Source organism: Mucilaginibacter sp. OK098 (genome assembly GCF_900142915.1).
In the GTDB taxonomy this organism is placed as follows: domain Bacteria; phylum Bacteroidota; class Bacteroidia; order Sphingobacteriales; family Sphingobacteriaceae; genus Mucilaginibacter.
The window spans coordinates 260,371-285,486 of the sequence record NZ_FRCM01000004.1 but is presented as its reverse complement, the minus strand read 5'-3'; the positions used below and the strand labels follow the sequence as shown (position 1 = coordinate 285,486).

Below are 25,116 nucleotides of genomic sequence, written 5' to 3'. Positions count from 1 at the left end.
GACCGAAAGAAAGAAAACCTAATCTCTAACTCAAAAAACCTGCTCAAACTGATTCACCGCATCTTTACTTTCCAGTATAGAGTGCCCCATTAAAAACTCGTCAACCCTGCGTGCGGCTTCGCGGCCTTCAGAGATCGCCCAAACTACAAGCGACTGGCCCCTGCGCATATCACCGGCTGCAAATACCTTGCTAACATTGGTGCGATAGGCGGCTTCTGTTGCTTTTACGTTTTTACGTTGATCAAGCTCAATACCCAGGCTTTCTATCATTCCGTCATATTGCGGGTTTAAAAAGCCCATAGCCAGGAATACCCGCTGACAAGGGATCTCGCGTTCAGAGCCTTCTTTAATAGTTTTTGTAACAGGGCGCCCCATCACATCATTTTCCCATGATACGTCAATAACCTTTAGCGCTCTTAAATTGCCTTCAGCATCGCCTAAAAATTCTATTGTTTCAATGCCCCAATGCCTGTCTGCGCCTTCTTCATGGCTGCTGGTGGTTTTAAGCAGCATAGGGTAGGTTGGCCATGGCATGTGTGGTGTACGTTGCTCCGGTGGTTGCATCATTACCTCAAATTGCCTGATAGAGCTTGCACCCTGGCGGTTTGAAGTACCCACACAGTCAGATCCGGTATCACCGCCGCCAATTACAATTACATCTTTACCGGTGGCTAAAATCTCATCAGCATTAACATCAATATTGCTAACACGTTTATTTTGCTGCTTTAAAAAGTCCATTGCAAAATAGACCCCTTTTAATTCCCTGCCGGGGATATTAAGGTTTCGCGGAATAGTTGATCCGCCTGCAATAATAACGGCATCATTGCTGCGCACAACTTCATCTGCCGAAATATCCTTACCTACTTCGGTATTGTATTTAAACTCAACACCATCTTTCTCCATAACCTCGATCCGGCGGTCAACTACCCATTTTTCCAATTTGAAATCAGGGATGCCGTAGCGCAATAAGCCTCCTGCACGGTCATCACGTTCATAAACGGTTACCGCGTGGCCTGCTTTAACTAACTGGGCTGCTGCTGCCAGGCCTGCCGGGCCTGATCCTACTACCGCTATGCTTTTACCTGTTTTTACAAGTGGTGCAGTTGGCTGTACTAAATTTTTTGAATAAGCTATTTCAATAATATGCTTTTCAATTTCCTCAATGGCAACTGCCGGTTTATTGATCCCCAGCACACAGGCCGACTCACAGGGAGCCGGGCAGATCCTGCCGGTAAACTCCGGGAAGTTATTGGTTGATGAAAGTATGTTATAAGCTTCCTCCCAATTTTTACGATACACTGCATCGTTAAATTCTGGAATGATGTTGCCCAGCGGGCAACCCGAATGACAAAACGGAATCCCGCAATTCATGCAGCGGGCCGATTGCTGGTTAAGCTTCTCGTCAGAATATGAGTGTACAAACTCGTTATAGTTTTTAACGCGCTCTGCAACCGGTGTTTTTGAAGGAAGCTCTCTGTTAAACTCCTGAAATCCTGTTGGTTTTCCCATTAGCTGATAGTTTGATATTGTAATTTCTCTAATACTTTTTTATACTCTTTTGGATATACTTTAACAAACTGGGTTGATGCTTTGTCCCAGTTTTTAAGTAATGTTTGCGCAACCTTGCTGCCCGTTAAATTAACGTGCTTGTGCAGTAACGTGGTTATCTGTTGTTCATCCTGTATGGATAAAGGGTCAAGATCAACCATTTCGGTATTGCAGTTTTCGGCGAATGTATTGTTCGGATTATAGATCCAGGCAATCCCGCCGCTCATACCTGCGGCAAAGTTTCTGCCTGTTTCGCCTAATATTAATGCAAGGCCACCTGTCATGTATTCGCAACCATGGTCGCCAATACCTTCAACAACAGTTGTAGCTCCTGAATTACGTACCGCAAAGCGCTCTCCTGCCATACCACGGATAAATACCTCGCCCGATGTTGCACCATATAGCGCCACGTTGCCAATAATGATATTATCCTCTGGTGTAAATGTTGCTTTTTCTGACGGATAGATAGCAAGCTGCGCACCTGATAAACCTTTACCAACGTAATCGTTAGCTTCGCCTTCCAGTTCGAATGAAATTCCTTTGGTAGCAAAAGCACCAAAGCTTTGGCCGGCTGATCCTTTAAATTTATAGTTGATGGTATTATCCGGTAAGCCGGCTGAACCGTAGATCTTCGAAATCTCATTCGACAACAGCGTCCCGATAGTACGGTCAACGTTTCTTACATCAAATGATGCAAATACTGGTGTTTTATCCTCCAAAGCAGGTTTCGCGGCTTCTAATAATTGCCAGTCGAGTATAGCGTCCATGCCATGATCCTGTTTTTCGCTATTGTACAGGGTAACATCCTTTGGATTATTTACCGGGTGCAAAATACCTGATAGATCGATCTTTTGCGCTTTCCAGTTTTGAAGTCCATCTTTTACTTTCAGAAACTGAACGCGGCCAACCATTTCATTAATGGTACGGAAACCAAGCTCGGCCATTATTTCGCGCAGCTCCTCAGCCATAAAGCGGAACAGGTTAACCACATGCTCAGGCTTGCCCGAGAATAGTTTTCTTAATTCCGGATCCTGAGTGGCAACGCCAACGGGGCAGGTGTTTAAATGGCACTTGCGCATCATTATACAGCCGCCTGCAACTAAGGCTGCGGTAGCCACACCCCATTCTTCGGCGCCCATTAAACAGGCTATAGCCAAATCGCGACCGGTTTTTAACTGGCCGTCTGTTTGCAGCACAACACGGCTGCGCAGTTTATTGCGTACCAGTGTTTGGTGTGCTTCGGTCAAGCCAAGCTCCCATGGCAGGCCTGCATGTTTTACAGAACTGATAGGAGAGGCCCCTGTGCCACCATCATAGCCTGCAATTAAAATAACATCGGCATGTGCCTTGGCAACGCCTGCTGCTATAGTACCTACGCCTGCTTTTGATACCAGCTTTACGTTGATCCGTGCGGTACGGTTAGCATTTTTAAGGTCGAAGATCAGCTGGGCCAAATCTTCAATTGAATAAATATCATGGTGCGGTGGAGGCGATATTAAACCAACCCCCGGAGTTGAGTGACGGGTTTTTGCAATCCAGTCATCAACTTTATGACCGGGCAGTTGTCCGCCTTCACCCGGTTTTGCACCTTGTGCCATTTTTATCTGCAGTTCATCGGCATTGGTCAAATAGTTTGAGGTAACCCCAAAACGTGCCGATGCCACTTGCTTGATAGCCGAGCGCATTGAATCGCCGTTAGGCATCAATTCATATCTTAGTTCATCTTCGCCGCCTTCACCGGTGTTGCTTTTGCCGCCAATGCGGTTCATAGCAATAGCCATTGTGCTGTGAGCTTCGTGCGAGATTGAGCCGAATGACATGGCGCCTGTTGCAAAGCGTTTCATGATGTTTTCTGCAGGTTCAACCTCATCAATACTTATAGCTTCGCGGTGATGGGCAAAGTCAAGCAAACCACGGATGGTAAAATGCTTTTCGCTTTGCTCGTTTATTTCTTTAGCATAGTTTTTATAAACATCGTAGCTGTTACTGCGGGTAGCGTGCTGTAACAAGTGAACTGTTGTAGGGTTAAACAAATGTTGTTCGCCACGACGTTTCCATTGGTAAATACCGCCTTCAGGCAATAAGTGCGTACCTGTTTTAGATCCGCCAAAACCTATTTTATGTTTGCAAAGCGACTCACGGGCAATTTCATCAAGGCCTAAACCGCCAATGCGGGTTACCGCGCCGGTAAAGTATTTATTAACAACAGTTTGGTTGATGCCCAGGATCTCAAATACCTGCGAACCGTGATATGACTGTAAAGTTGAGATTCCCATTTTTGAGAAGATCTTCAACAAGCCGTCATTAACCGATTTTACATAGTTTTTATGTAATGTTTTTAAATCAAGGCTGGTTTCTAAACTGCCATTGTTTTTTAAAGTTTCAATGGTTGATAAAGCCAGGTATGGATTGATGGCTGTGGCACCAAATGCAAGTAAACAAGCAAAATGGTGTACTTCCCAGGTATCGCCGGTTTCAACCACCAAACCTACGGCGCCACGGCGGCCGCTCCTGATCAAATGATGGTGTACCGCTGATACCGCCAGTAATGATGGAATAGGAGCATGCTCCGAATCAATAGCACGGTCAGATAAGATCAATACTTCAAAACCGTCATCCACAGAATCCTCTGCATAACGGCAAAGCCTTGCTATCCCTTTTTCCAGCGAACCCGGCATGCCATCGGCATTATAATAGGTTTGCAGGGTTTTGGCATGGAACATGCCTGTATCAATACTTCTTAATTTTTCGAGCTGATGATTTTTAAGGATAGGATGCTGCAATACCACGCAATGGCAATGCATTTTATCCTCATCCAATAAATTACCGTTGTTACCTATAAAGGTAGCCAAACTCATTACCAAACGCTCGCGGATCGGGTCGATAGGCGGGTTGGTAACCTGGGCAAAAAATTGTTTAAAATAGCTTGATAAGTGCTGTGGCTTATCAGATAAGATAGCCAGTGGCACATCAGTACCCATTGATCCGATAGGCTCTTTACCATCCAGGGCCATTGGCTTTATAATGGTATCAATATCCTCGCGGCTATAACCGAATACCTGCTGGTAACGGAAAACAGAATCTTCCGACAAGCTGGCAAATGCCAAACGCGGCTCGGCAAGCTCACCCAAACGGATCTTATAATTTTCAAGCCAGCGACCATAAGGCTGACGGGAAGCAATTTGGTGTTTTATTTCATCGTCAGTAATTATCAGGCCCTGCTCGGTATCAATCAATAACATTTTACCAGGCTGTAAACGGCCTTTGCGAACAACCAAGCTTTCGTCAAGGTTTAATACGCCGGCTTCCGAAGCGGCAATAACGCGGCCATCCTTAGTTACCACAAAACGCAATGGGCGCAGGCCATTCCTGTCAAGCAAGGCACCTACCAGTTTACCGTCGGTAAATGTAATGGCGGCAGGGCCGTCCCATGGCTCAGTTAAAGTGGCATGGAACTCATAGAATGCTTTTTTAACCGGGTCCATTTGCTCGTTGCCATCCCATGCTTCAGGGATCAGCATCATCATTACATGCGGCAATGAACGGCCGGTATGCTGCAGGATCTCGATTATGTTATCCAAACAGGCCGAGTCTGATTGATTGTTATCAATTACTGGCAGCAGCATCTCCATCTCTTCATTGGTGAAGTAGGAAGATGCATATGATTTTAAACCCGAATAAAACCAGTTTAAGTTACCCGTAAGGGTGTTGATCTCGCCATTATGGGCAATCAGTCTGAAAGGCTGAGCCAGTTTCCATGATGGAAAAGTATTGGTTGAGAAACGCGAATGGATCATGGCAAAGCCCGATGCTATCCGCGGATCGGCAAGATCGGTAAAGTATTTGCGCAGCTGATAGGTAGTTAACTGGCCCTTGTAAATTATTGTTTTACAGGATAGCGAGGTAAAGTAAAAATGCTCAGTAGCGGCAGGGATAGTTTCAGTAACCGTTTTATTAATATAACGCCTTAGTATATAAAGCTTACGCTCAAAATCATCAACATTAGTTATGTTGTGCGGGCGTTGGATAAAGAGCTGTTCCACGTTAGGCTCAGCCTTACGGGCAGTTTCGCCAATAACCGATGAATTAGTTGTTATTTTACGATACCCTAAGGTATGCAGGCCCAACTTTTCAATTGCATTGTCAATTATTGTTTTACATCCCTTTTTTAAGGATGATTCCTTAGGGAAGAAAATCATTCCAACTCCATATTCGCCCGGTTCAGGTAAACTGATCTCCAGGTCGGAGCATTCTTCCATAAAAAATTCGTGGGGTAGTTGTATCAGTATTCCAGCGCCGTCGCCCGATTCCGGGTCGCAGCCGCATGCGCCTCTATGCTCCATGTTTTCGAGCATGGTTAGGGCATCATCAATTATCTGGTAACTTTTATGACCATTAATGTTAGTAATAAATCCGGTACCGCACGAGTCGTGTTCAAATTCTGGCCGGTAAAGGCCCTGGTGGCTTTCAGCTTGATCCATTGTAAAGAATAATGTTTATAAATGGTGCAACTACGAAGTTACTGAATGTGAGTTTAAATTGAAAATATCTTAAAATTTTTGTATTTTTCTAAATAACATTGTATTTATAAAGCTTTAAATTGATGATTTGATAAAAAATACACTAGAATATTATTATTATAAAAATTGAAAGGTGATAATTTGCCGCTTATTGCAAAATAAACCTCTACTAAATCTATCTGTTAATAAGCCATCATGGTTTATTAAAAACGAATTGTGCGTAATAAATTGTTTTTGGAGGAATAATTTTTAGTTTTAAAAGCATTGTGGCAAACAAATAAAATGGATGAAATTTTTATAGAAACTCCCCGCCTTATTTTGCGACAATGGAAGAAAATCTGCTAACCTTGTTTTATTATATCATTTCTATATCATTCTTTGCGTTTAAAGGACTGATGTTGTAAACATTTGCATAGTTATTACCGTTGATTAGTATCACGACATAAACTTTCAAAAGAATGAACACGATACCAGAAATTGCCGGTCGCTTAGCTTCATTATGTAATGAGCGCAAATTTGTTGAAGCTTATACCGAGTTATATGCTGATAATGCAGTAAGCATTGACCCCAATTATAAAAATGAGCCTTTTACCGGCCTTCATAAACTGATTGAGCGCGAAAAACAATTTCTTGCCAATGTAGAGATCCATGATATCAAAGTGGCTGATGCAATTTTTGCCGGGAGCTACTTCAGTGTAATTCTTTCCATGCATTTTACAGTTAAGGGGCATGAAAGTAAAATGCTCGAAGAGCTTTGCGTTTACAAAGTTGAAAATGGGAAGATTGTGAGCCAGCAGTTTTTTATGGGTTGATTAATTGAAAAGCATCCAACTTAATTTAACGCGAGTTCGACATAAGCACCGAACACCTCACCCCAAACCCTTCTCCAACCGCGTTAAGGCGAAGCGAAAATTTGTGTATCCACACCGGAAAAGCGTTCCATTTTTCACAACGGAACGGGTGGAACGCAGTGAAACATGCTGATTATCAAATATTTAGATATTTATCAAGAATTAAATAGATGTAAGTAGTTTATAATCAGACTGTTTCACTAATGTTTATACCGAACTCACGTTAATTTAAGGTATCACCTTACGATCGCGTAGATCATCAAAAATATCATAGAACATTTTTTCAGTGTCTACAAACTCGTGAAAACCGAAGCGACGGGCCTTTGAGCCATCTGCAATCATGTCATAATCCCAGGCAAAAACAAAATCGCCAAAGATCCATGATGAAACTTCCTGGTAAGTATGCGGGGCCAGGTGATGTTTTTCTACCATTTCGTTCCATAGCTTTTCTTTGTCGGCCATAATTACGTTTAATAACATGGGCAGCGGAGGTGCAATTTCCATTTCAAAATAACGGGCAAACTTTGGCCACATATCGTTCCATCTAAATAAGTCGCCATTATTAATATTAAAAGCCTGGTTAGCACAATTAGGGTTTGTTGCGGCCCATACAGTTGCCTTTGCCAGCAAATCAGCATCTGTCATTTCAAGTAGTTTATCATAAGCGCCTGGTTTGCCCGGGAAACGTAACGGGATCCCAAGCTCTTTTGACATGGAAGCATAAACAGCAATTACCATTGCCAAATTCATCGGGTTCCCTAATCCAAAGCCACCTACAACAGACGGCCTTATGGCAGACCATGACCAGCTTTTATTTTGCTGGCACTGCTCTAAAAACTTTTGCTGGTCCACATTAAACTCCGGCGGCATATGCTCGCCATCGGTTTCGCGCGCCGGGGTCTTAAATGGCCCTAAATGTGCGCCGTAAACTTTGTAGCCTTGCATCAAGCTTATATGCTGTAGTTTATCAGCAACTTTCTCTATTGCATTTACTGCGTTTACCAGCATGCTTACATTTGGTTCAACCAGTTCGGCCCATGTAGGTTTGTCCTGGTAAGCGGTGTAAAATAAATGGGTTACCCGGCTTAAACCACTTAGTTTTTGGTAAGTGTCTTTAGGATCTAAAAGATCTACTGCAATATGCCTGACCTTATCTGTTGAGACCCCGCCACGTCTTGAAAGCCCGATAATTTCCCAATCATCCTGTGTCGAAAGGTGCTTTATTAAATTAAGCCCTATTACACCTTGTGAGCCTGCTATAAGCGCTACCTTTTTTTTATTTTGTTTCATTGTGCTCTTATTTATTAGCAACAAAGTTATGGCCATCTTAAAAGGTGTAGTTGTACATTTGTAGTATTAAATTGTACTTTTGGGTAAATGAAGAAGTATATTCAACATGATTTTTTGAAGATAGCCCATCTTACAGCGACTGAATGGCAGCACCCGCTGCATGGCCACAATCATTTTGAAATTGTGTTTATCCATAAAGGAAAAGGGAGTCATTGTTTATCAGGCGTGCATTATCCGTATAAAGAAAATAGTTTATTCCTGCTTTCGCCTGCTGATATTCATCGTTTTATTATTGAAGAAGAAACAGCGTTTACGTTCCTGAAATTCACGAATGTTTATTTAAAAAATATTGAAAATATACAAGTTCAGAGCAACTGGAATAAAGATGTTGATGAATTATTGGTGTTTGCCGGCCGGCAGGAATCATTCGCTCCAAAAACGGGGGCAATAGCTCATAAAATAGCGCAATTGATTGACCTGATACTTTGCGAATGGCAAGAGACCCTGGATGAAAATAACGAAGTAATGTATTTGCTGATCAAATCGCTGCTGCTGATCATGAAAAGAAATGTTAGCTGCGTGCCGGTTAAAACAACCCAAAAGTTCTTGTCCAAAATAACCGCACTTGTTAACTATATACATGAGCATATATACGAGGCCAACCTGGTACAGGTAAACAACCTGGCGAACCAATTTGGTTATTCAAAACATTACCTCGGGCAGTATTTTAAAGAGCAAATGGGCGTTACGCTTATTGATTATATTAATAATTATAAGCTCCATTTAATTATTAACAGGTTAAAATTTAGCTCTTTCTCTATCAAAGAGATCAGCAATGAACTGGGTTTTAATGACCTTAGCCATTTTAATAAATTCTTCAGGAAGAATAAAGGAGTTAACCCGACTGATTTCCGGAAACAAATTCAACAATCTACAGCTTAGCAACATCAATACTAAATGCCTTTTTGAATGCAGTTTTTCCATTTTACCCCAAAGTTCAGCACTTTCAGCTCATTTATTTTAGCAAACCGGAAAATCAGCTTTCATTTGGATTTAAGGGGTAATTTAATGCAGAAGGTAAAGCAATAGAATAAAAAAGGGACGCTGTAGCTTTGCTGCAACGTCCCTCATTATTATCTCAATTAAACAAAAATACGCTAATTAGTTAGTTACAACCACGGTTGCCGTTTTCATCATTGAATGTATAAGGCAATGATAGGTATAGGTACCTGCCGTATTAAATGTAAAATTGAACGTTTTACCGGTTGTAAGGCTACCACTATCAAATGCATTTGCAAGGTCGGTTGCTGTATGGGGTGCGGTATCCATGTTTGTCCATGTTATAGAATTGCCAACCTTAATGTTTACGGTTGCCGGTACAAATGCAAAATTTTGTATAGCCACTGTAGCAGCAGGGGTTGAGGGAGTAGGGTTTACCTTTGCTTTGTTTGACGAGCAACTGTAAATTAATGATAAACCGGCTAAAACTATCAGCGATAAATAGACGAAATTCCTTTTCATAAAATAAATATTTAATTAAATGTTGTTTTACAGTATCACGGATGCAGGGTAGAAAAGGTTGCCTTCGGGGATAATTTATTTCAATGAAATTAAAATTGGTGCTTTCGGATATGCACAATACGTAGTTTTACGCATTAAAACAGGTGAAAATACTGAATACCTGTTTGGTCCTTTGATTTAATTTTACGGCACCTAATTAACTAAACGTTACTAAAATGGCCGTAAGAATAATTTGTATTAAAAAAGACGAGGAAAGCAACGAAAACCCTTATTTAGCAATTGATTATTTTGAATGGGTTAACGAGCGGATAAATGTAAACGGTATAACCGAACGAACGCTGATCCATGACTGGATAAAAGACGGTAATGGTGAAGCTTATATAAAGGATGCTAAGGGAAACAAAACCTACCTTATACCCGCAATTTGCCCGAAGGGAAATAAATATGTTAAAACTGTTGTTGATGAAACCGTAACAGATAAACTTTTATTACTGCCGGAATGTGAAGAAAAATAAGCTACATATCCCAATTTTTATAAGGATTTTTGGAAAGGTTTGAGTTATAGTATTTTGCATCATGGCTTACTTCTGAAGTTATCCAATCGGGGAGATCAAATGTTTCATTTTCTTGCTGCAATTCTATTTCTGCAATTAAAAGTCCTGAATTGTCACCCAAAAAATCATCTACTTCCCATAATTTATTGCCGAAATAAAGGCGATATCTTATTTTTTCAATTTCCGAAACAGCAAAACCGTTCAGCAGTTCGGTACCGTCAGCTACAGGTATTTCATATTCAAATTCTTTGCGCGAGATTCCTGCTGTAGCGCCTTTTATAGTAATAAACGCCTGTTTATCCGTAACCCTGACCCTTATTGTGCGCTTATCTTCATTTAATAAATACCCCTGCCTGTAGTAGGTGCCTGCAGGCTTTACCGCTTGTTGCCATTTTCCAGTGTCAACCAAAAACTTCCGCTCTATTTCAACTCCCATTTGTTTTTATTTTAGAGTCAGGAAGCAAGAATCAAGAGTTAAGAAGATTAGCGGGAAAAGACCTGGTTATTATTTGCAATGCTTTATCCTGATCCTTGTCTCTTGATTCCTGAATCTTCCTCACTATAAAAGTAACAAACAATTTAAGTATGCCTCTTATAAATTTTGACTCTGGCATAATATATTATTATATTTATTAAAACTTAAATTATTTAGTACGATGGATATTTCACACATTAACTGGCTTGCTATTATAGTAGCGGGCTTGTCTGCATTTATGGTAGGTGGGATCTGGTATTCAAAACCTTTATTTGGAAATGCCTGGATGACAGACAGCAACCTGACTATTGAACAGGTGCAAACGGGTAACAAAGGTAAAATATTTGGCTTTACCGCTGTTTTTTCACTTGTAATGGCCGCAAACCTGGGCATGTTCCTGGCCGATGCAAAAACCGACCTGGCATGGGGTACTACAGCAGGCTTTTTAGCCGGGATCTGGACTTTCAGCGCTATTGCTATTCATAGCTTATTTGAACTGAAATCCTGGCGGCATATATTTATTAACGGCGGCTACAGCCTGGTATCACTTACCTTAATGGGGGCAATTATTGGTGTGTGGAGGTGATGGTTAGGTTGTATGAGTTGATTAAGTTGGTATAGCGGTTAATATTAAGCGTATTAATTAGTTTGGTTTTGAAAAAATCACTTTCGGACTTTACTGACTTTCCGACTTTCAGTCTGAATAAAAAACTCAATCCAACTTAATCAACCTAATCTAACTCAATCAACTTATAATATGAATAATAATTATTAGCTACCATTAAACTTAATAATTTTGTGCCTGTCATATGTATATAGAAATTATTATATACATATTTTAAACAGTCCTTGTCATGAAAAAGATATTTTATATACTTCCGGTAGCAGCAATTTTAGGTTCCTGTTCACCAATGATATACACAAGTAATCCGCAGCCTGTTTACCAGGATCAAACACAATATGCGCAGCAACCGGTAACCAACCAGGTGTTTTATGACGAGCTTAGCCCATATGGACAATGGATAGATTACCCTGATTATGGATATGTGTGGCAGCCAAATGTTGATGCCAATTTTAGGCCCTATGATACCGATGGCAGTTGGGTTTACAGTGATGAAGGATGGACCTGGGTATCAACTTACAGTTGGGGATGGGCGCCATTTCATTATGGCAGGTGGTTTTACGATGGCGGTTACGGATGGATGTGGATGCCTGGCAACGACTGGGCGCCTGCGTGGGTAACCTGGGGCCAGAGCGGGGATTATTACGGATGGGCGCCACTACCTCCCAATGTTGGCTATAATAGCGGGTACAGGCCCAGGAACGAAGACTGGAATTATGTACCGGCCCGCCACATTAATCAAACAAACGTTAACTACTATGTAGTAAGGAATAACGTAACTGTTATTAACAACACAACTATTATTAATAATGTAAACATCAATAATAATAACAATAGTAATGGCGGCAACGGCCACCGCGGATTTACCTATAACCGTGGCCCAAGAGTTAATGATGTTGAAACCAGGACCAACACCAGGATCCAGCCTGTTAGGATTGGAATAAGCACAAAGCCGGGGCAAACATTATCAAATAATCAGCTTACTGTTTACAGGCCGGTTATAACTCAAACTCCAACAGGCCAGGGTGGAAGAAGGCCAATACCTCAAAACGTTGTAAATTTTGGACAAGGGAATCACAGAAATCCTGATCAACAAAATTCAAGGCCGGGTAATGGACAAGGCAATAACCAAAATCCTAACCCTCAACAGGGGAATCAAAACTCAAGGCCGGGTGTCGGACTAGGCAATAACCAAAATCCTAACCCACAACAGGGGCAATACAATCCAAGACCAGGTAATGGGCAAGGCAATACCCCAAATCCGCAGCAAGGGAATCAAAACCCAAGGCCGGGCGTCGGACAGGGTAATAATCAAAATCCTAATCCACAACAGGGACAATATAATCCAAGACCGGGTAATGGACAAGGCAATAACCAAAATCCCAACCCGCAACAGGGACAATACAATCCAAGACCGGGTAATGGACAAGGCAATAACCAAAATCCCAATCCGCAACAAGGGCAATACAATCCAAGACCGGGTAATGGGCAGGGAAATACTCCAAACCCAAATCCACAACAAGGTCAATACAATCCAAGACCGAATAATGGGCAGGTAAATCCAAATCCACAACCGGTACAACAAGCCCCAAGGCCTAATGTTGGGCAGGTAAATCCAAATCCACAACCGGTACAACAAGCCCCAAGGCCTAATGTTGGGCAGGTAAATCCCAATCCACAACCGGTACAACAAGCCCCAAGGCCTAATGTTGGGCAGGTAAATCCCAATCCACAACCGGTACAACAAGCCCCAAGGCCTAACAACGGACAGGTAAACCCAAATCCGCAACAAGGTCAGCAAAATCACAGACCAGTTGTACAGCCCGTGATCCAGCCAAAACCAAAACCGGCTGAGGTTAAGCCGGTGCCTGTAAAACAAGAAGAGCATCGGCCCCCGGTACAACAATAGTGGTCAATAAACGAAAAAGGCGCCCTTAAATTGGACGCCTTTTTCGTTTACTTAGTTTTCTGCTTTTGCCAATCACATCCTGTGGTTATCTGCTCTCCATTTTTTAATTTCTTGTTTTATTTCCGCAGGCGAAAGGTTTTCTTTAGCAGCCCTGTCGGCAAGTACAATAAACTCATCATCGGGTGCAAAGCGCAGCGCAATAACCTGGCTCATAGTAACCCTGGTATCCAAAGGTTTGTGCGTTAGTATAAAATGTCTTAAGTTTTCTTCGGCACGAATAGCCCTGTCTTGTGCCCGTAGCGGAAACTGGCGCAAATAATAGGCGCTAAAATCGGCACATATAAATAAAAGGGCTATTAATACCGGGTTTAAAACATCGTAATGGGCAGACCATTGTAAGTATAAACTAACCAGGGAGGTGATGGTGCCAATAAGTAAAAAAGCCCATAGCATAAAGTGATAACCTTTTACGTGCCGGGCATGGTGCGCATTATTTTGTTGTAGCATGAATGGTTTATTTTTTTAGCCAAGGTAATACTATTTGATTTATTGAAGATGCTTAAAAATGACTTTTTAGTGTTGAGCATAAGAACAATTAACGTGAACTTGCGTTAATATTTTTCATCAACTGCAATCAGATATGAACAACTCATCAATTACATCCGAAAAAACTTTGACGATAGGTGGCGAATTAACCGTAAACAGAATGGGGTATGGCGCTATGCGGATTACCGGCAAGGGAATATGGGGGCCACCAAAAGACGAAGATGAAGCCATAAGAGTTTTGCAGCGGGCTGTAGAGCTTGGTGTGAATTTTATTGATACTGCTGATAGCTATGGCCCGCACGTATCAGAAGAGTTAATTGCTAAAGCGCTTTATCCTTATCCTGCCGACCTTGTGATAGGCACCAAAGGCGGGTTACTGCGCACTGGTCCTGACGTATGGCCTATAAATGCAAAGCCTGATCATTTGAAGAAAGCACTTGAAGGTAGTCTCAAGCGCTTAAAGCTTGAACAGATAGCTCTTTACCAGCTTCATAGGATAGACCCGATCGTTCCGGCTGAACAAAGCTTTGAGTTTTTGCAACAGGCACAGGAAGAAGGGTTTATCAAACACATAGGTTTATCAGAAGTTGATGTGGATGTTATTAAAAAGGCGCAGGAATATTTTGAAGTTGTGTCTGTACAAAATATGTACAGCGTTGATAACCGTAAATGGGAGCATGTGCTGCAATATTGCAAGGCACATCAAATTGCCTTTATTCCATGGTTCCCGCTCAATGCCGGCAACGTAGCAAGCCAGGATAAACTAAAACAGATAGCCGATAAACATAATGCCACAGTTCACCAGGTAGCTTTAAGCTGGTTGCTTAACCATTCGGATAATATTTTGCTTATTCCCGGAACATCAAGCGTTAAACACTTGGAAGAGAATGTAAATGCAGTTTCACTTGAGCTTGATGAGGATGATATCCAGGAGCTGAATAGCATCAACCCTCAATAAAATATTTGTAATTCTTCAAACTTACGAAGTTTTAAAACGGCGAAGCCCTCAACGAGGCCTTTAAAATAAAATACAACCGAGTTAAACTTCGTAAGTTTTCTCAGGTTTAACCCACATTCGCAACCCTAAACGGTTTCACATCAACCGATTCCCAAATTCCCTGGGTAATATAGGGTTCGCTTTGTTTCCATGCTTCTAATCCCTCTTCGGTTTCAAATTGCAGTATCATAACCGAACCAATCATTTTTCCTTCATCATTTAATATAGCGCCGCCTAAAACATAATTGCCTGTTTTTCTCAGTTCGACGGCTGCATCCAGGTGGTGGGGACGCACGCTCATGCGGCGTGGTAAAGCTTCAGGATCGGTAAAGTCGTAAGCTGTAACAATATATTGGTTCATATGTATGGTGTTTAGTTAAGCAAATTAAGTTTAAAGTGCCTAATTAAAAGAATTTTAGGTAACAATAGTAAAATAAAAAAGAATAATAACTGTTAATATTACATTTTTTGCATATTTGCTCTTTCAACCAATTAGAAATCCTAAATGAAGCACTTTCTTACACAGGAATTTAATAAAGTATATAACAAAGAAGCCGAAAATGTTTACTTTTCTCCGGGACGCGTAAACCTGATAGGCGAACATATTGATTATAATGGCGGATTGGTAATGCCATGCGCTATAACTTTTGGAACCTATTTGCTTGTTTCGCCAAATAATGATGGCGTATTCAGGTTCAGAAGCCTGAACTTTGATCATAAACTGGACATACCTGTGCAAAATAATTACAGTAAAACAGGTGAGTACTGGTTTAATTACCCGCTTGGCGTTATTGAGTATTTTTTAAAAGACGGGCACCCGGTTTTGGGTTTGGATATGCTTTTTTATGGCGATATCCCAATCAGCTCAGGCTTGTCATCATCTGCCTCCATCGAGGTGGTTACCGCCTTTGCATTAAATAGCCTGATGAACAGCGGCTATTCAAAGCTCGACCTGGTGAAACTATCCCAATCTGTTGAAAATAATTTTATTGGGGTAAATTGTGGTATAATGGATCAGTTTGCAGTAGCATTCGGCGAAAACAACAAAGCCCTTATGCTAAATTGCGATACGCTGGATTACCAGGCTGTTGATAGTAATTTAGGTGAATACATTTTGGCTATTATAAATACCAATAAACCCCGTAAACTGGCCGAATCAAAATATAATGAGCGGGTGCAGGAATGCCAGGCTGCATTAACTGCACTGCAACAGGAGCTGGATATTAATAATTTGTGTGATATTGATACAGATACCTTTAACAAACACAGTAACTTAATTACGGATAAAGTAATATACAAACGGGCCAAACACGTAATTGAAGAGAATGACAGGGTTAAGCTTGCCGCTGTTGCCCTAAGTCAAAACAATCTTGACGAATTTGGCAGTTTAATGTATGCCTCTCACAATTCATTGCGCGACCTGTATGAGGTTAGCGGTAAAGAGCTGGACGCTGTTGCAGAATATTGTAAAACCGATGCTAACGTGGCAGGCGCCCGAATGACAGGCGCCGGTTTCGGTGGTTGTGCAATAGCCCTGGTTAAAGAAAGCGCTTTTGATAGCTTTAGCCAAAAAGTTATTGCTTATTACACTGATAAAATTGGATATGCCCCATCGGTATACAGTTCGCTTATTGGCAATGGAGTGGGGGAGCTGGTAGCTGAAGGCAAAAAGACCAAAGCCTAAAGCTGGGAAAAAGAATTATAAGTGCATTAATAGCTTTCGGCTTTTTGCTTTAAGCTTTTTGCTAAAATAAAGAAAGCAAAAAGACCAAAGCCTAAAGCCTTGTTAATGTATTCCCCAACAAAGTTGAATGTTTAAGATCCGATCTTGTTAGTAATAATTACTTTTGCTTTCGGCCTTTGGCTTTCCGCTTTTGGCTTATAACATGAAGAAACTAAAACTTGATGAACTAAATCGTGCTTCTGTAGCTGAATTTAAGGCTATGGAGAAGTTTCCGGTTGCTGTGGTGTTGGATAATGTGCGGAGCATGCACAATATTGGTTCCATTTTTCGTACTGCTGATGGATTTGCGGTTGAGCAGATCTGCCTTTGCGGTATAACCGCCTGTCCGCCCCATCGCGAAATAGAGAAAACGGCATTGGGTGCTACGCAATCAATTAACTGGAAGTATTTTGAAACCCCTTTACAGGCGATAGAACAATTACGTAAAGAGGGTTATGCTATTGTAGCTATTGAACAGGCTCAAAACAGCACCATGCTGAATGAGTTTTTACCAGCCGAAGGTGTAAAATATGCCCTGATTTTTGGGAACGAGGTAAATGGCGTAAGCGAGGAGGCAATGGCAAATATTGATGCCTGTATCGAGATCCCGCAATTTGGAACAAAACACTCCTTTAATATTGTAGTATCTGCAGGAATTATTTTGTGGGACTTTTTTTCAAAGATGGTTGATTAGTTCATAGATCATAGTTCATTGTCGGAGAAGGCAAATAGAAAATGGTCCATAATTCATAGCGAAAATAAATTCGGGCTATGAACTATGAACCATCAACTATGAACTTTCTACAAATGTATCACCTCGCCATAAGCATCAGCCGCGGCTTCCATAATAGCCTCGCTCATAGTTGGGTGCGGATGTACTGATTTTATGATCTCGTGGCCGGTAGCTTCCAGCTTACGTGCGGTTACTACCTCAGCAAGCATTTCGGTAACATTGTGGCCTATCATGTGAGCTCCTAAAAACTCACCATATTTGGCATCAAATATCAATTTTACGAAGCCATCTTTTGCACCGGCCGCACTTGCCTTACCTGATGCTGAGAATGGAAATTTACCAACTTTTATCTCGTAACCTGCAGCTTTTGCAGCCTTTTCAGTATAGCCAACAGATGCAACTTCAGGTGAGCAATAAGTACAGCCCGGGATATTGTTATAATCAAGCGGGTGCGGGCTTTGCCCGGCTATCTTCTCAACGCAAATAATACCTTCTGCCGATGCAACGTGGGCAAGGGCCTGGCCTTTAACAATATCGCCTATGGCATAAACACCTTCAACGTTGGTTTTATAAAAATCGTCAACAACAACCTTACCACGGTCGGTTTGTACGCCGTTTTCTTCAAGGCCTAAACCTTCAAGGTTGGTAGAGATCCCAACCGCCGATAGCACAATTTCTGCTTCAAGGGTTTCAACGCCGGTTGCAGTTTTAACCTGCACCTTACAAATATCACCGCTGCTATCAACAGATTCAACGTTTGAGCTGGTCATGATATTGATGCCCTGTTTTTTAAGGATGCGCGATAGCTGTTTTGAAACTTCTTCGTCCTCAAGGGGAACTATATTGTCTAAAAATTCAACTACCGTAACTTTAGTGCCAATAGCATTGTATACATAAGCAAATTCAATCCCTATAGCTCCTGAACCAACCACTATCATTGATTCGGGTTTTTTAGGCAACACCATTGCCTGGCGGTAACCAATTACTTTGTTACCATCCTGCTTAAGGTTAGGAAGCTCTCGCGAGCGGCCGCCTGTTGCTAAAATTATATGTTTTGCGGTTATGTCCTGTGTTTCGCCGCTGGCATTAGTTACCGTAACGGTACCTTTGCTTTTTAGCTTGCCGGTACCCATAACTACATCTATCTTATTTTTACGCATTAAAAACTGAACGCCTTTGCTCATACCGTCGGCAACGCCGCGGCTTCTTTTTATCATGGCTTCAAAATCAATTTCACTGCTGCCAACTTTTATACCATATTCTGCCGCGTGGTTAATGTATTCAAATACCTCGGCGCTTTTTATCAGCGCTTTTGTTGGGATACAACCCCAATTTAAACAAACGCCGCCAAGCGACTCTTTTTCAACTATTGCAGTTTTTAACCCCAACTGTGAAGCACGGATAGCAGCTACATAACCACCCGGACCAGAACCTATAACAATTAAATCGTAGTTCATATTTTGACTGTAATGTTTTTAAAAAATGATCTTTTGTATTTTACCTGTTTTGAGAATAGAAATAATTAAGCTTTGCTTTTTAACGGAAACAAATGTTTTATGTTCAGTTTGTCGGCTTGTGCTGCTTGCCATTGCTATAAATTCGACGCCAAAGCTAACTAAAAGGTAGCGAATGATAAAATTATAGGCCAAGCTAATTGTTAATGGTAAATCATAATATCCGTCAAATATTATGAATAATATCTATAAAGACTATAGCTTAACTAAGTATTAAAATATGTTCAAAAAATGCATATTTTACGTAATACCCTGTGTTTTACTTTCATTTTAATGTAAATAATTCATTATTGTTGAAAAATATATAATAAATATTAACATTAACTTAATATTAGCGGTATTCCCTTGTCCTATCTTTGCATCCAATTAATTAATTAGGTGTCAAATAAAAACAAGATTGTATGAGGAAGTTTTTACTTTTTATTTTACTTACCGGGATTGCATTTTTTATCAGTAAAGATGTATCAGCCCAGGGTGTAACCACCGCCAGTGTTAACGGTATCGTTACCGATAACAAAGGCCCTATACCCGGTGCAACCGTTTCAATTACACACATACCAACAGGTACAGTGTATTCAACAGTTACACGTACTGATGGCCGTTTCAACTTACCCAACTTAAGAGTAGGTGGTCCGTACACTTTTAAAGTAACCTTTATTGGTTATAAAGACAATGTCCAGGAAAATATCACGCTTTCGATCGGTCAGGATCAAAGGCTTGATACCAAACTGGTTGATAACACTACTGCGCTTGGCGAGGTAGTTATCAGGGGCTCGCAAGGTAAAGTGTTCAACTCCTCGCGTACCGGTGCCCGCGAAACGGTAAATCGCCAGCAAATCGAGGCACTGCCAACCATTAACCGCTCATTGAGCGATTTTACCAAATTAACGCCATCAGCAAACAGTAATACAATTGGTGGAAATAGCTTTGGCGGCAGGAGCAACTTGTTTAATAACATCACAGTTGACGGTGCATTGTTTAATAATTCGTTTGGTTTAACCGGTGCATTGGGTGGTCAAACTAACTCACAGCCAATTTCACTGGATGCTATTGACCAGATCCAGGTTGATATTGCACCTTTTGATGTTAGGCAGGGTAACTTTACCGGCGCTGGTGTTAATACTGTAGTAAAATCGGGTACCAATCAAATTAAAGGTACCGTATATGATTATATCAGAAGCGTAGGCCTTACCGGTTATAGCGCTGGCCCTACTAATGTTGTAAAAACACCATTTACCTATCATCAGGATGGGATAAGCATTGGCGGACCAATTATTAAAAATAAATTATTCTTCTTCTTATCAGGTGAGCAGGAACGAATCAGCAACCCATCTTCCAGCTTTACTGCTGCAGCGGCACCCGGCCAGGGTGGAAGCGGAAGTGTGTCACAAGCTGATGCTCAAACACTTAATGCTATTGCAGCAAAATTAAAGGGTTATGGATATGACCCGGGTGCATACCAGGGATATAATTATAACACCCATAGTGATAAGATCACAGTTAAAATTGACTGGAATATTGACAAGAATAATACCTTAAGTGCTAAATATTTCTATTTAAAATCTTACAGGGATAGCCCACCAAGTAACTCAAACTCAGGTCCGTCAAACTATGGTAACAGGTCTGCAAGTACAACTACCCTGCCATTTTATGGAGCAGGCTACCGTATTAATAATAACTTTAACATAGGTATTGTTGAGTTGGATAGCCGTATCAGCAGCAAAGTGTCAAACAGGCTTACTGCAGGTTATTCTGCCCTGCGTGATTACCGTGCATTCCTGGGCAGTACGGCATTGCCGTTTGTTGATATTGGTAATGGTAGCACCGATGCAAATGGAGTTGTAACAAAAGCCAGCGCTAACTTAACCTCATTCGGTTCAGAGATTTTTACAGCGGGTAATCTTTTATCAACAAACATTGCACAGTTTTCTGATGACGTAACCATATATGCCGGCAAACATGAAATAACTATAGGTACCACCGATCAGATCCAGAGTTATACTAATGGTTTTGCTCCTAACTACAATGGGATCTACGTGTTTAATTCAGCATCAGACTTTTTGAACGATTTACCTGCAAATCAATACGCAACCCGTAACTCAGCTTTGCCTGACGGATCTTTCCCATATGCAAAAATAAAAGCAGGTATTTACAGTGCCTATGTACAGGATAAATACCACATAACCGATAACTTTAGGGTAACTTATGGTTTAAGAGCTGATTATGATGTATTCCCTACTAAGCTAGCGCAAAACCCGAACGTTGAAAGTATTACTTTTCAGCAGGGCATTCATGTAGATCCATCTGTATTGCCTAAAAACAGGATCCAGCTATCGCCACGTGCTGGTTTTAACTGGGATGTTAATGGTGATGGAACTACACAAGTTCGTGGCGGATCGGGATTATTTGCAGGTTCAGTTCCATTTGTTTGGATCTCAAACCAGGCATCAAATAACGGCGTATTGTTTGGTTCATATACTATCACTAAGGGAAATGTAAATAATACCGCAGCTCAAAATGCGCAGTTGATCTTTAACCCTAATCCTAACGCTAACCGCCCTGCACCGGGAGCTGCTGCAGCTAATACTTCATATGAGCTTGATGTTGCGGATCCTAAGCTTAAATATCCTAAAATATGGAGAACTAACCTTGCGGTTGACCAGCGTTTACCTGGTGGTGTTATAGCAACTCTTGAAGGTGCTTATACTAAAGATATCAATGCTATATATCATGAAAATCTTGTAATTTCTGATGGTTTTGCAACCTTGCCAGGCAATGAAGGGCAAATTCAATATACAAAGAGTAATACAACACCTGCAAGCGGTACAGTAAGTGCTACAAACCCTGTAATCACATCGTTGTATTACATGACTAATACCAGCAAAGGTTATTCATATTTTGTTACCGCTCAATTGCAAAAAAGTTTTACAAATGGTTTGTATGCTAACATAGCCTACACACACAGCGGATCAAAAGATGTTAATGATGGTGGCTCAACAGCCAGCACCATCTGGAGCTCACGCCCAACTCCGGGTAACTCTAACGGTGATTATCTGTCAAACAGCTCATATGTACAACCTAACCGTGTAATTGCTTCGTTTGCATACAAAAAAGCATATTGGACAAATACTGCAAGTACAGTAGGTTTAATATTTGAAGCTGCTAACAATGGTGCAATATCATACATAACAACAGCTAATGCCGGTAATGACCTGAATCATGATGGTTCTACCACCAATGACCTTATGTATATTCCACGTTTTCAGAATGATATTGAGCTAGTGCCTGATTTTAATGGTGATACCCGTACTCCTGCGCAAATATGGAATCAGTTAAATAATTTCATTAACCAGGATCAATACCTGAGCACGCACAGAGGTAAATTTGCTCAGCGTAACGGTGTAATATTGCCTTACTTTAAAAGACTTGACCTGCATTTTGCACAAGACTTTTTTATTCAAACAGGAAAAGTTAAAAACACGCTTGAGTTTACTGCAGATATAATGAACTTCGGTAACTTATTGAACCACAACTGGGGATTGTACCAGGATTCATTTAACGGAGCGTTCAGTGGAAGTACTGCAGTCCTTAAATACCAGGGTATTGACCAGAACACTGGTCATGCAACGTACTCATTCCCTTATCTTGATAAAAATAACCTGATCCCTGTAACTAAATCATTTATAAATGATATTAGCCAGGTTTCACGTTACCAGGTTCAGATTGGTATAAGGTACATATTCAACTAATATTCATTAAAATGCTTATGAAGAGGCCCCGCAATTTGCTGGGCCTCTTTTTTTTGCTCAATTTTTAGCATTTTATAACGTAATCATGACTAAGAAATATGTTTATCATATAGATTAATAAGTTATGGTGATAAAATTTTATAATCAGTATAAATTCCTTGTAATTGCTGAAAACTATAATTATTATTGGTACTAACTTAACCGACTATGTGGCAAAGCACATTTTTGTGCTAAATAAAGATGTCGGTTAAACAGATTTATTTCTAAAGCAATAGATAGAGTGTCTGTTTTTAATTTTTCAATTCTATCATTAACCTTGCTTTTTGGCTAATTATGTTTACCGATAGTATCCTTTAAAGAGTTGATTAACTATGGATATTGCTTTCTTAAACATGCGAATGTCTTTGTTACAATATACTACCATTTGTTAATATGTAATTAACCTGAGTGCAATATTTAAGGTTCAATTTTGGGCCGGATTTATGAATATATGCTTCTAAGTTCATAAGGCGAGATCCATTACCGCTATTTATATCACAATATAATGAGCATTATAAAAGAGATATTTACTCCATTTAATAATTTAGTCGAATTGCCGGATAAGGTTGATCTGGATTCTCTTTTTAAAGAATTTTATGACCGCCTGGTATATTTTTCGGTTCAGTTTGTTAAGGATAAAGATCAGGCGCAGGATCTTGTTCAGGATTCGTTTATAAAGTATTGGAATCAGCGTGAAATGGTAACGCCAAATAAAATCGCTATCAAAAATTTCCTGTACAGTACCGTTCGCAACGCCAGCCTTAATGTCATCCGGCATGAGAAAGTCAAAGAAGGCTATGTACAGCAACAGGGCGGCGCTGAGCCTGAAGAACCGCCGGTAATTGATGCTATTATTGCCGCAGAGGTAATCTCCAAAATTCATGCAGCTGTTCAATCATTACCTGAAAGCCATCGCCAGATCTCTGTTATGGGATATTTTGATGGTAAAAAGAATAATGAAATTGCTGATGAATTAAATATGTCTGTCAATACTGTAAAAAAACAAAAACAAAAAGCCCTGCAGTTACTAAGGATGAAGCTTGAACCTGAAATGTTTGTATTGTTTTTTATACTGCTGGTGGATGTTTTTAGTTAAGCGATAGTTTTTGCCGCGCATTACTAAATTCAAAAAAAAGTTTCATTTACTTTATCCTGTTTGAATTGTCAGGTGTCTTAATACCCGAAAAGACATTATGAATAATTACCAACCTTATTTTGATCTTGCGGAGCTAATCGCAAAATATTTGCGGGATGAGCTTACCCTGCCTGAACAAAAGGAATTGGAGCAGTGGCTGAAAGCAAGCGTTCACAACCGGGAATTATTCAGAAAATTAACTGACGAAACGCTTATTAACCAGCAGCTGGAAGTGTTTTCGGCGGTAGAACAGGATAAAGCCTGGGAAAAGATAGCAGGAGCTACCGGTTTTAAAAAAACAACAATTACCCCATTTAAATTAAAGCAATTATTCCCTTACGCAGCGGCTGTAGTTCTACTATTAACAGTTGGAATAGGCCTAAATAGGTATATTTTAAAAAAAACGACTAATAAACCGCTGGCACTGCATAAACCGGATATTTTACCCGGGAGTAATAAGGCTGTTTTGACCTTAGCCAATGGCTCAAAAATAATTTTAAATGATGCAGGAAATGGGAAAATTGCCAGGCAGCAAAATATTGTGATTAACAAGGCCCAAACCGGCGAGTTGATTTATAATGTTGACGGTTCCTTTAAAACTGCGCGGCAGCCAAAGGTTGCTGATATTATTGCTATGAACACCCTTACTACGCCACGTGGAGGGCAGTATGAGGTTGTTTTGCCTGATGGTACCAAAGTATGGTTAAACGCGGCTTCGTCTTTACGATATCCAGCGTCATTTTCGGGTAATGAAAGACGGGTTGAATTAACGGGCGAAGCTTATTTTGAAGTTGCTAAAAATGCAGCTCAGCCATTTTTTGTAAAAACCACCAATCAAACTGTTGAGGTATTAGGGACTCACTTTAACATTAATTGTTACAGCGATGAAATCTCTACAAAAACCACGCTTCTGGAAGGCAGCATTAATGTTACCAATACTTCTGGTATGCCTTTAGTTAAACTTAAACCCGGGCAACAGGCAATCGGTACAATAAAAGGGATGAAAGTAAATACAGATGCTGATGTTGAAGAAGCAATGGCTTGGAAAAACGGAAAGTTTATGTTCAAAAACACAGATCTTCCAACAATTATGCGCCTTTTATCACGCTGGTATGATGTGGACGTAGAATACCAGGGTACAATTGCCGAAAAGCATTACATGGGACGAATTTCACGAAATGTGCCTGTATCACAGGTGTTTGAAATATTAAAAACAAGCGGCGTTAACTTTACAATCATCGGGAGGAAGATTATAGTAAAACCATAAAAAAAGGAAATAAGGGTATCCGGCAAGGCTGGTTATCTTAAGGCCAAAAAAGACCGAAAGTGTATCGAGCACTTCCGGCCAAATAATCGGGCTAATCATAAAACTATATCGACAATACACTTT

The 25,116-nt window shown here is 40.7% G+C and carries 19 protein-coding genes; 11 read left to right on the top strand and 8 right to left on the bottom strand.

Annotation, left to right across the window (positions count from 1 at the left end):
* Positions 1 to 30: 30 nt before the first annotated feature.
* Positions 31 to 1,509 carry a glutamate synthase subunit beta gene (locus BUE31_RS14700; RefSeq protein WP_073404566.1) on the bottom strand — a complete coding sequence of 493 codons (1,479 nt, stop codon included), beginning with the start codon at positions 1,507 to 1,509 and terminating at the stop codon, positions 31 to 33.
* Entirely contained in the window at positions 1,509 to 6,029 is a 4,521-nt protein-coding gene (gene gltB, locus BUE31_RS14695; RefSeq protein WP_073404565.1) for a glutamate synthase large subunit, read from the bottom strand. The genes BUE31_RS14700 and gltB overlap by 1 nt, the downstream gene beginning before the upstream one ends.
* A gap of 497 nt (positions 6,030 to 6,526) precedes the next feature.
* Between gltB and BUE31_RS14690 the strand changes: the two genes are divergently transcribed.
* Positions 6,527 to 6,880: a nuclear transport factor 2 family protein gene (locus tag BUE31_RS14690; protein WP_073404564.1), complete on the top strand. Its 354-nt coding sequence runs from the start codon at positions 6,527 to 6,529 to the stop codon at positions 6,878 to 6,880.
* A gap of 267 nt (positions 6,881 to 7,147) precedes the next feature.
* Here the strand turns inward: BUE31_RS14690 and BUE31_RS14685 are convergent, their stop codons facing one another.
* The gene (locus BUE31_RS14685; RefSeq protein ID WP_073404958.1) at positions 7,148 to 8,209 is read right to left on the bottom strand and encodes an SDR family oxidoreductase; all 1,062 of its coding nucleotides are present in this window, start codon (positions 8,207 to 8,209) and stop codon (positions 7,148 to 7,150) included.
* 87 nt (positions 8,210 to 8,296) lie between these two features.
* Here BUE31_RS14685 and BUE31_RS14680 point away from each other — a divergent pair, with 87 nt between their 5' ends.
* Complete coding sequence (locus BUE31_RS14680; RefSeq protein ID WP_073404563.1) at positions 8,297 to 9,151, top strand: AraC family transcriptional regulator; 855 nt, start codon at positions 8,297 to 8,299, stop codon at positions 9,149 to 9,151.
* A 219-nt stretch (positions 9,152 to 9,370) separates the two neighbouring features.
* Here BUE31_RS14680 and BUE31_RS14675 read toward each other — a convergent pair whose 3' ends face one another.
* Positions 9,371 to 9,730, bottom strand: a complete 360-nt coding sequence (locus tag BUE31_RS14675; RefSeq protein ID WP_073404562.1) for a cupredoxin domain-containing protein — start codon at positions 9,728 to 9,730, stop codon at positions 9,371 to 9,373.
* 215 nt (positions 9,731 to 9,945) lie between these two features.
* Between BUE31_RS14675 and BUE31_RS14670 the strand changes: the two genes are divergently transcribed.
* On the top strand, positions 9,946 to 10,245 hold the full coding sequence (locus BUE31_RS14670; RefSeq protein ID WP_073404561.1) for a DUF3892 domain-containing protein: 300 nt from the start codon (positions 9,946 to 9,948) through the stop codon (positions 10,243 to 10,245).
* Position 10,246: 1 nt separating this feature from the next.
* Here the strand turns inward: BUE31_RS14670 and BUE31_RS14665 are convergent, their stop codons facing one another.
* On the bottom strand, positions 10,247 to 10,720 hold the full coding sequence (locus BUE31_RS14665; RefSeq protein ID WP_073404560.1) for a CYTH domain-containing protein: 474 nt from the start codon (positions 10,718 to 10,720) through the stop codon (positions 10,247 to 10,249).
* Between the two features lie 220 nt (positions 10,721 to 10,940).
* On the opposite strand from BUE31_RS14665, the gene BUE31_RS14660 reads away from it, so the two are divergent.
* Both BUE31_RS14660 and BUE31_RS14655 read left to right on the top strand, forming a co-directional pair.
* The gene (locus BUE31_RS14660; RefSeq protein WP_073404559.1) at positions 10,941 to 11,345 is read left to right on the top strand and encodes a DUF1761 domain-containing protein; all 405 of its coding nucleotides are present in this window, start codon (positions 10,941 to 10,943) and stop codon (positions 11,343 to 11,345) included.
* Positions 11,346 to 11,613: 268 nt separating this feature from the next.
* The gene (locus BUE31_RS14655) at positions 11,614 to 13,290 is read left to right on the top strand and encodes a DUF6600 domain-containing protein (RefSeq protein ID WP_073404558.1); all 1,677 of its coding nucleotides are present in this window, start codon (positions 11,614 to 11,616) and stop codon (positions 13,288 to 13,290) included.
* 72 nt (positions 13,291 to 13,362) lie between these two features.
* On the opposite strand, the gene BUE31_RS14650 is transcribed toward BUE31_RS14655, so the two are convergent.
* Entirely contained in the window at positions 13,363 to 13,797 is a 435-nt protein-coding gene (locus BUE31_RS14650; RefSeq protein ID WP_073404557.1) for a DUF6526 family protein, read from the bottom strand.
* Between the two features lie 133 nt (positions 13,798 to 13,930).
* On the opposite strand from BUE31_RS14650, the gene BUE31_RS14645 reads away from it, so the two are divergent.
* On the top strand, positions 13,931 to 14,794 hold the full coding sequence (locus BUE31_RS14645) for an aldo/keto reductase (protein WP_073404556.1): 864 nt from the start codon (positions 13,931 to 13,933) through the stop codon (positions 14,792 to 14,794).
* Between the two features lie 106 nt (positions 14,795 to 14,900).
* Here the strand turns inward: BUE31_RS14645 and BUE31_RS14640 are convergent, their stop codons facing one another.
* Positions 14,901 to 15,194: a YciI family protein gene (locus BUE31_RS14640; protein WP_073404555.1), complete on the bottom strand. Its 294-nt coding sequence runs from the start codon at positions 15,192 to 15,194 to the stop codon at positions 14,901 to 14,903.
* Between the two features lie 144 nt (positions 15,195 to 15,338).
* On the opposite strand from BUE31_RS14640, the gene BUE31_RS14635 reads away from it, so the two are divergent.
* Both BUE31_RS14635 and BUE31_RS14630 read left to right on the top strand, forming a co-directional pair.
* Positions 15,339 to 16,517, top strand: coding sequence for a galactokinase (locus BUE31_RS14635; protein WP_073404554.1), 1,179 nt, complete (start codon positions 15,339 to 15,341; stop codon positions 16,515 to 16,517).
* Positions 16,518 to 16,719: 202 nt separating this feature from the next.
* Positions 16,720 to 17,250 (top strand): RNA methyltransferase, encoded by a 531-nt coding sequence (locus BUE31_RS14630; RefSeq protein WP_073404957.1) that lies wholly within the window; start codon positions 16,720 to 16,722, stop codon positions 17,248 to 17,250.
* A 107-nt stretch (positions 17,251 to 17,357) separates the two neighbouring features.
* On the opposite strand, the gene lpdA is transcribed toward BUE31_RS14630, so the two are convergent.
* Entirely contained in the window at positions 17,358 to 18,746 is a 1,389-nt protein-coding gene (gene lpdA / locus BUE31_RS14625) for a dihydrolipoyl dehydrogenase (RefSeq protein ID WP_073404553.1), read from the bottom strand.
* A gap of 458 nt (positions 18,747 to 19,204) precedes the next feature.
* Here lpdA and BUE31_RS14620 point away from each other — a divergent pair, with 458 nt between their 5' ends.
* The 3 genes from BUE31_RS14620 (at position 19,205) to BUE31_RS14610 (ending at position 24,993) form a co-directional block, all read left to right on the top strand.
* Positions 19,205 to 22,552: a TonB-dependent receptor gene (locus tag BUE31_RS14620; protein ID WP_073404552.1), complete on the top strand. Its 3,348-nt coding sequence runs from the start codon at positions 19,205 to 19,207 to the stop codon at positions 22,550 to 22,552.
* Positions 22,553 to 23,096: 544 nt separating this feature from the next.
* Positions 23,097 to 23,687 (top strand): RNA polymerase sigma-70 factor, encoded by a 591-nt coding sequence (locus BUE31_RS14615; protein ID WP_083619948.1) that lies wholly within the window; start codon positions 23,097 to 23,099, stop codon positions 23,685 to 23,687.
* 97 nt (positions 23,688 to 23,784) lie between these two features.
* On the top strand, positions 23,785 to 24,993 hold the full coding sequence (locus tag BUE31_RS14610; RefSeq protein ID WP_073404551.1) for a FecR family protein: 1,209 nt from the start codon (positions 23,785 to 23,787) through the stop codon (positions 24,991 to 24,993).
* Positions 24,994 to 25,116: the final 123 nt, after the last annotated feature.

Excerpts from the sequence above, each read along its gene's own strand:
- BUE31_RS14700 (WP_073404566.1), bottom strand. The coding sequence starts at position 1,509 with ATGGGAAAACCAACAGGATTTCAGGAGTTTAACAGAGAGCTTCCTTCA.
- gltB (WP_073404565.1), bottom strand. The coding sequence starts at position 6,029 with ATGGATCAAGCTGAAAGCCACCAGGGCCTTTACCGGCCAGAATTTGAA.
- BUE31_RS14690 (WP_073404564.1), top strand. The coding sequence starts at position 6,527 with ATGAACACGATACCAGAAATTGCCGGTCGCTTAGCTTCATTATGTAAT.
- BUE31_RS14685 (WP_073404958.1), bottom strand. The coding sequence starts at position 8,209 with ATGAAACAAAATAAAAAAAAGGTAGCGCTTATAGCAGGCTCACAAGGT.
- BUE31_RS14680 (WP_073404563.1), top strand. The coding sequence starts at position 8,297 with ATGAAGAAGTATATTCAACATGATTTTTTGAAGATAGCCCATCTTACA.
- BUE31_RS14675 (WP_073404562.1), bottom strand. The coding sequence starts at position 9,730 with ATGAAAAGGAATTTCGTCTATTTATCGCTGATAGTTTTAGCCGGTTTA.
- BUE31_RS14670 (WP_073404561.1), top strand. The coding sequence starts at position 9,946 with ATGGCCGTAAGAATAATTTGTATTAAAAAAGACGAGGAAAGCAACGAA.
- BUE31_RS14665 (WP_073404560.1), bottom strand. The coding sequence starts at position 10,720 with ATGGGAGTTGAAATAGAGCGGAAGTTTTTGGTTGACACTGGAAAATGG.
- BUE31_RS14660 (WP_073404559.1), top strand. The coding sequence starts at position 10,941 with ATGGATATTTCACACATTAACTGGCTTGCTATTATAGTAGCGGGCTTG.
- BUE31_RS14655 (WP_073404558.1), top strand. The coding sequence starts at position 11,614 with ATGAAAAAGATATTTTATATACTTCCGGTAGCAGCAATTTTAGGTTCC.
- BUE31_RS14650 (WP_073404557.1), bottom strand. The coding sequence starts at position 13,797 with ATGCTACAACAAAATAATGCGCACCATGCCCGGCACGTAAAAGGTTAT.
- BUE31_RS14645 (WP_073404556.1), top strand. The coding sequence starts at position 13,931 with ATGAACAACTCATCAATTACATCCGAAAAAACTTTGACGATAGGTGGC.
- BUE31_RS14640 (WP_073404555.1), bottom strand. The coding sequence starts at position 15,194 with ATGAACCAATATATTGTTACAGCTTACGACTTTACCGATCCTGAAGCT.
- BUE31_RS14635 (WP_073404554.1), top strand. The coding sequence starts at position 15,339 with ATGAAGCACTTTCTTACACAGGAATTTAATAAAGTATATAACAAAGAA.
- BUE31_RS14630 (WP_073404957.1), top strand. The coding sequence starts at position 16,720 with ATGAAGAAACTAAAACTTGATGAACTAAATCGTGCTTCTGTAGCTGAA.
- lpdA (WP_073404553.1), bottom strand. The coding sequence starts at position 18,746 with ATGAACTACGATTTAATTGTTATAGGTTCTGGTCCGGGTGGTTATGTA.
- BUE31_RS14620 (WP_073404552.1), top strand. The coding sequence starts at position 19,205 with ATGAGGAAGTTTTTACTTTTTATTTTACTTACCGGGATTGCATTTTTT.
- BUE31_RS14615 (WP_083619948.1), top strand. The coding sequence starts at position 23,097 with ATGAGCATTATAAAAGAGATATTTACTCCATTTAATAATTTAGTCGAA.
- BUE31_RS14610 (WP_073404551.1), top strand. The coding sequence starts at position 23,785 with ATGAATAATTACCAACCTTATTTTGATCTTGCGGAGCTAATCGCAAAA.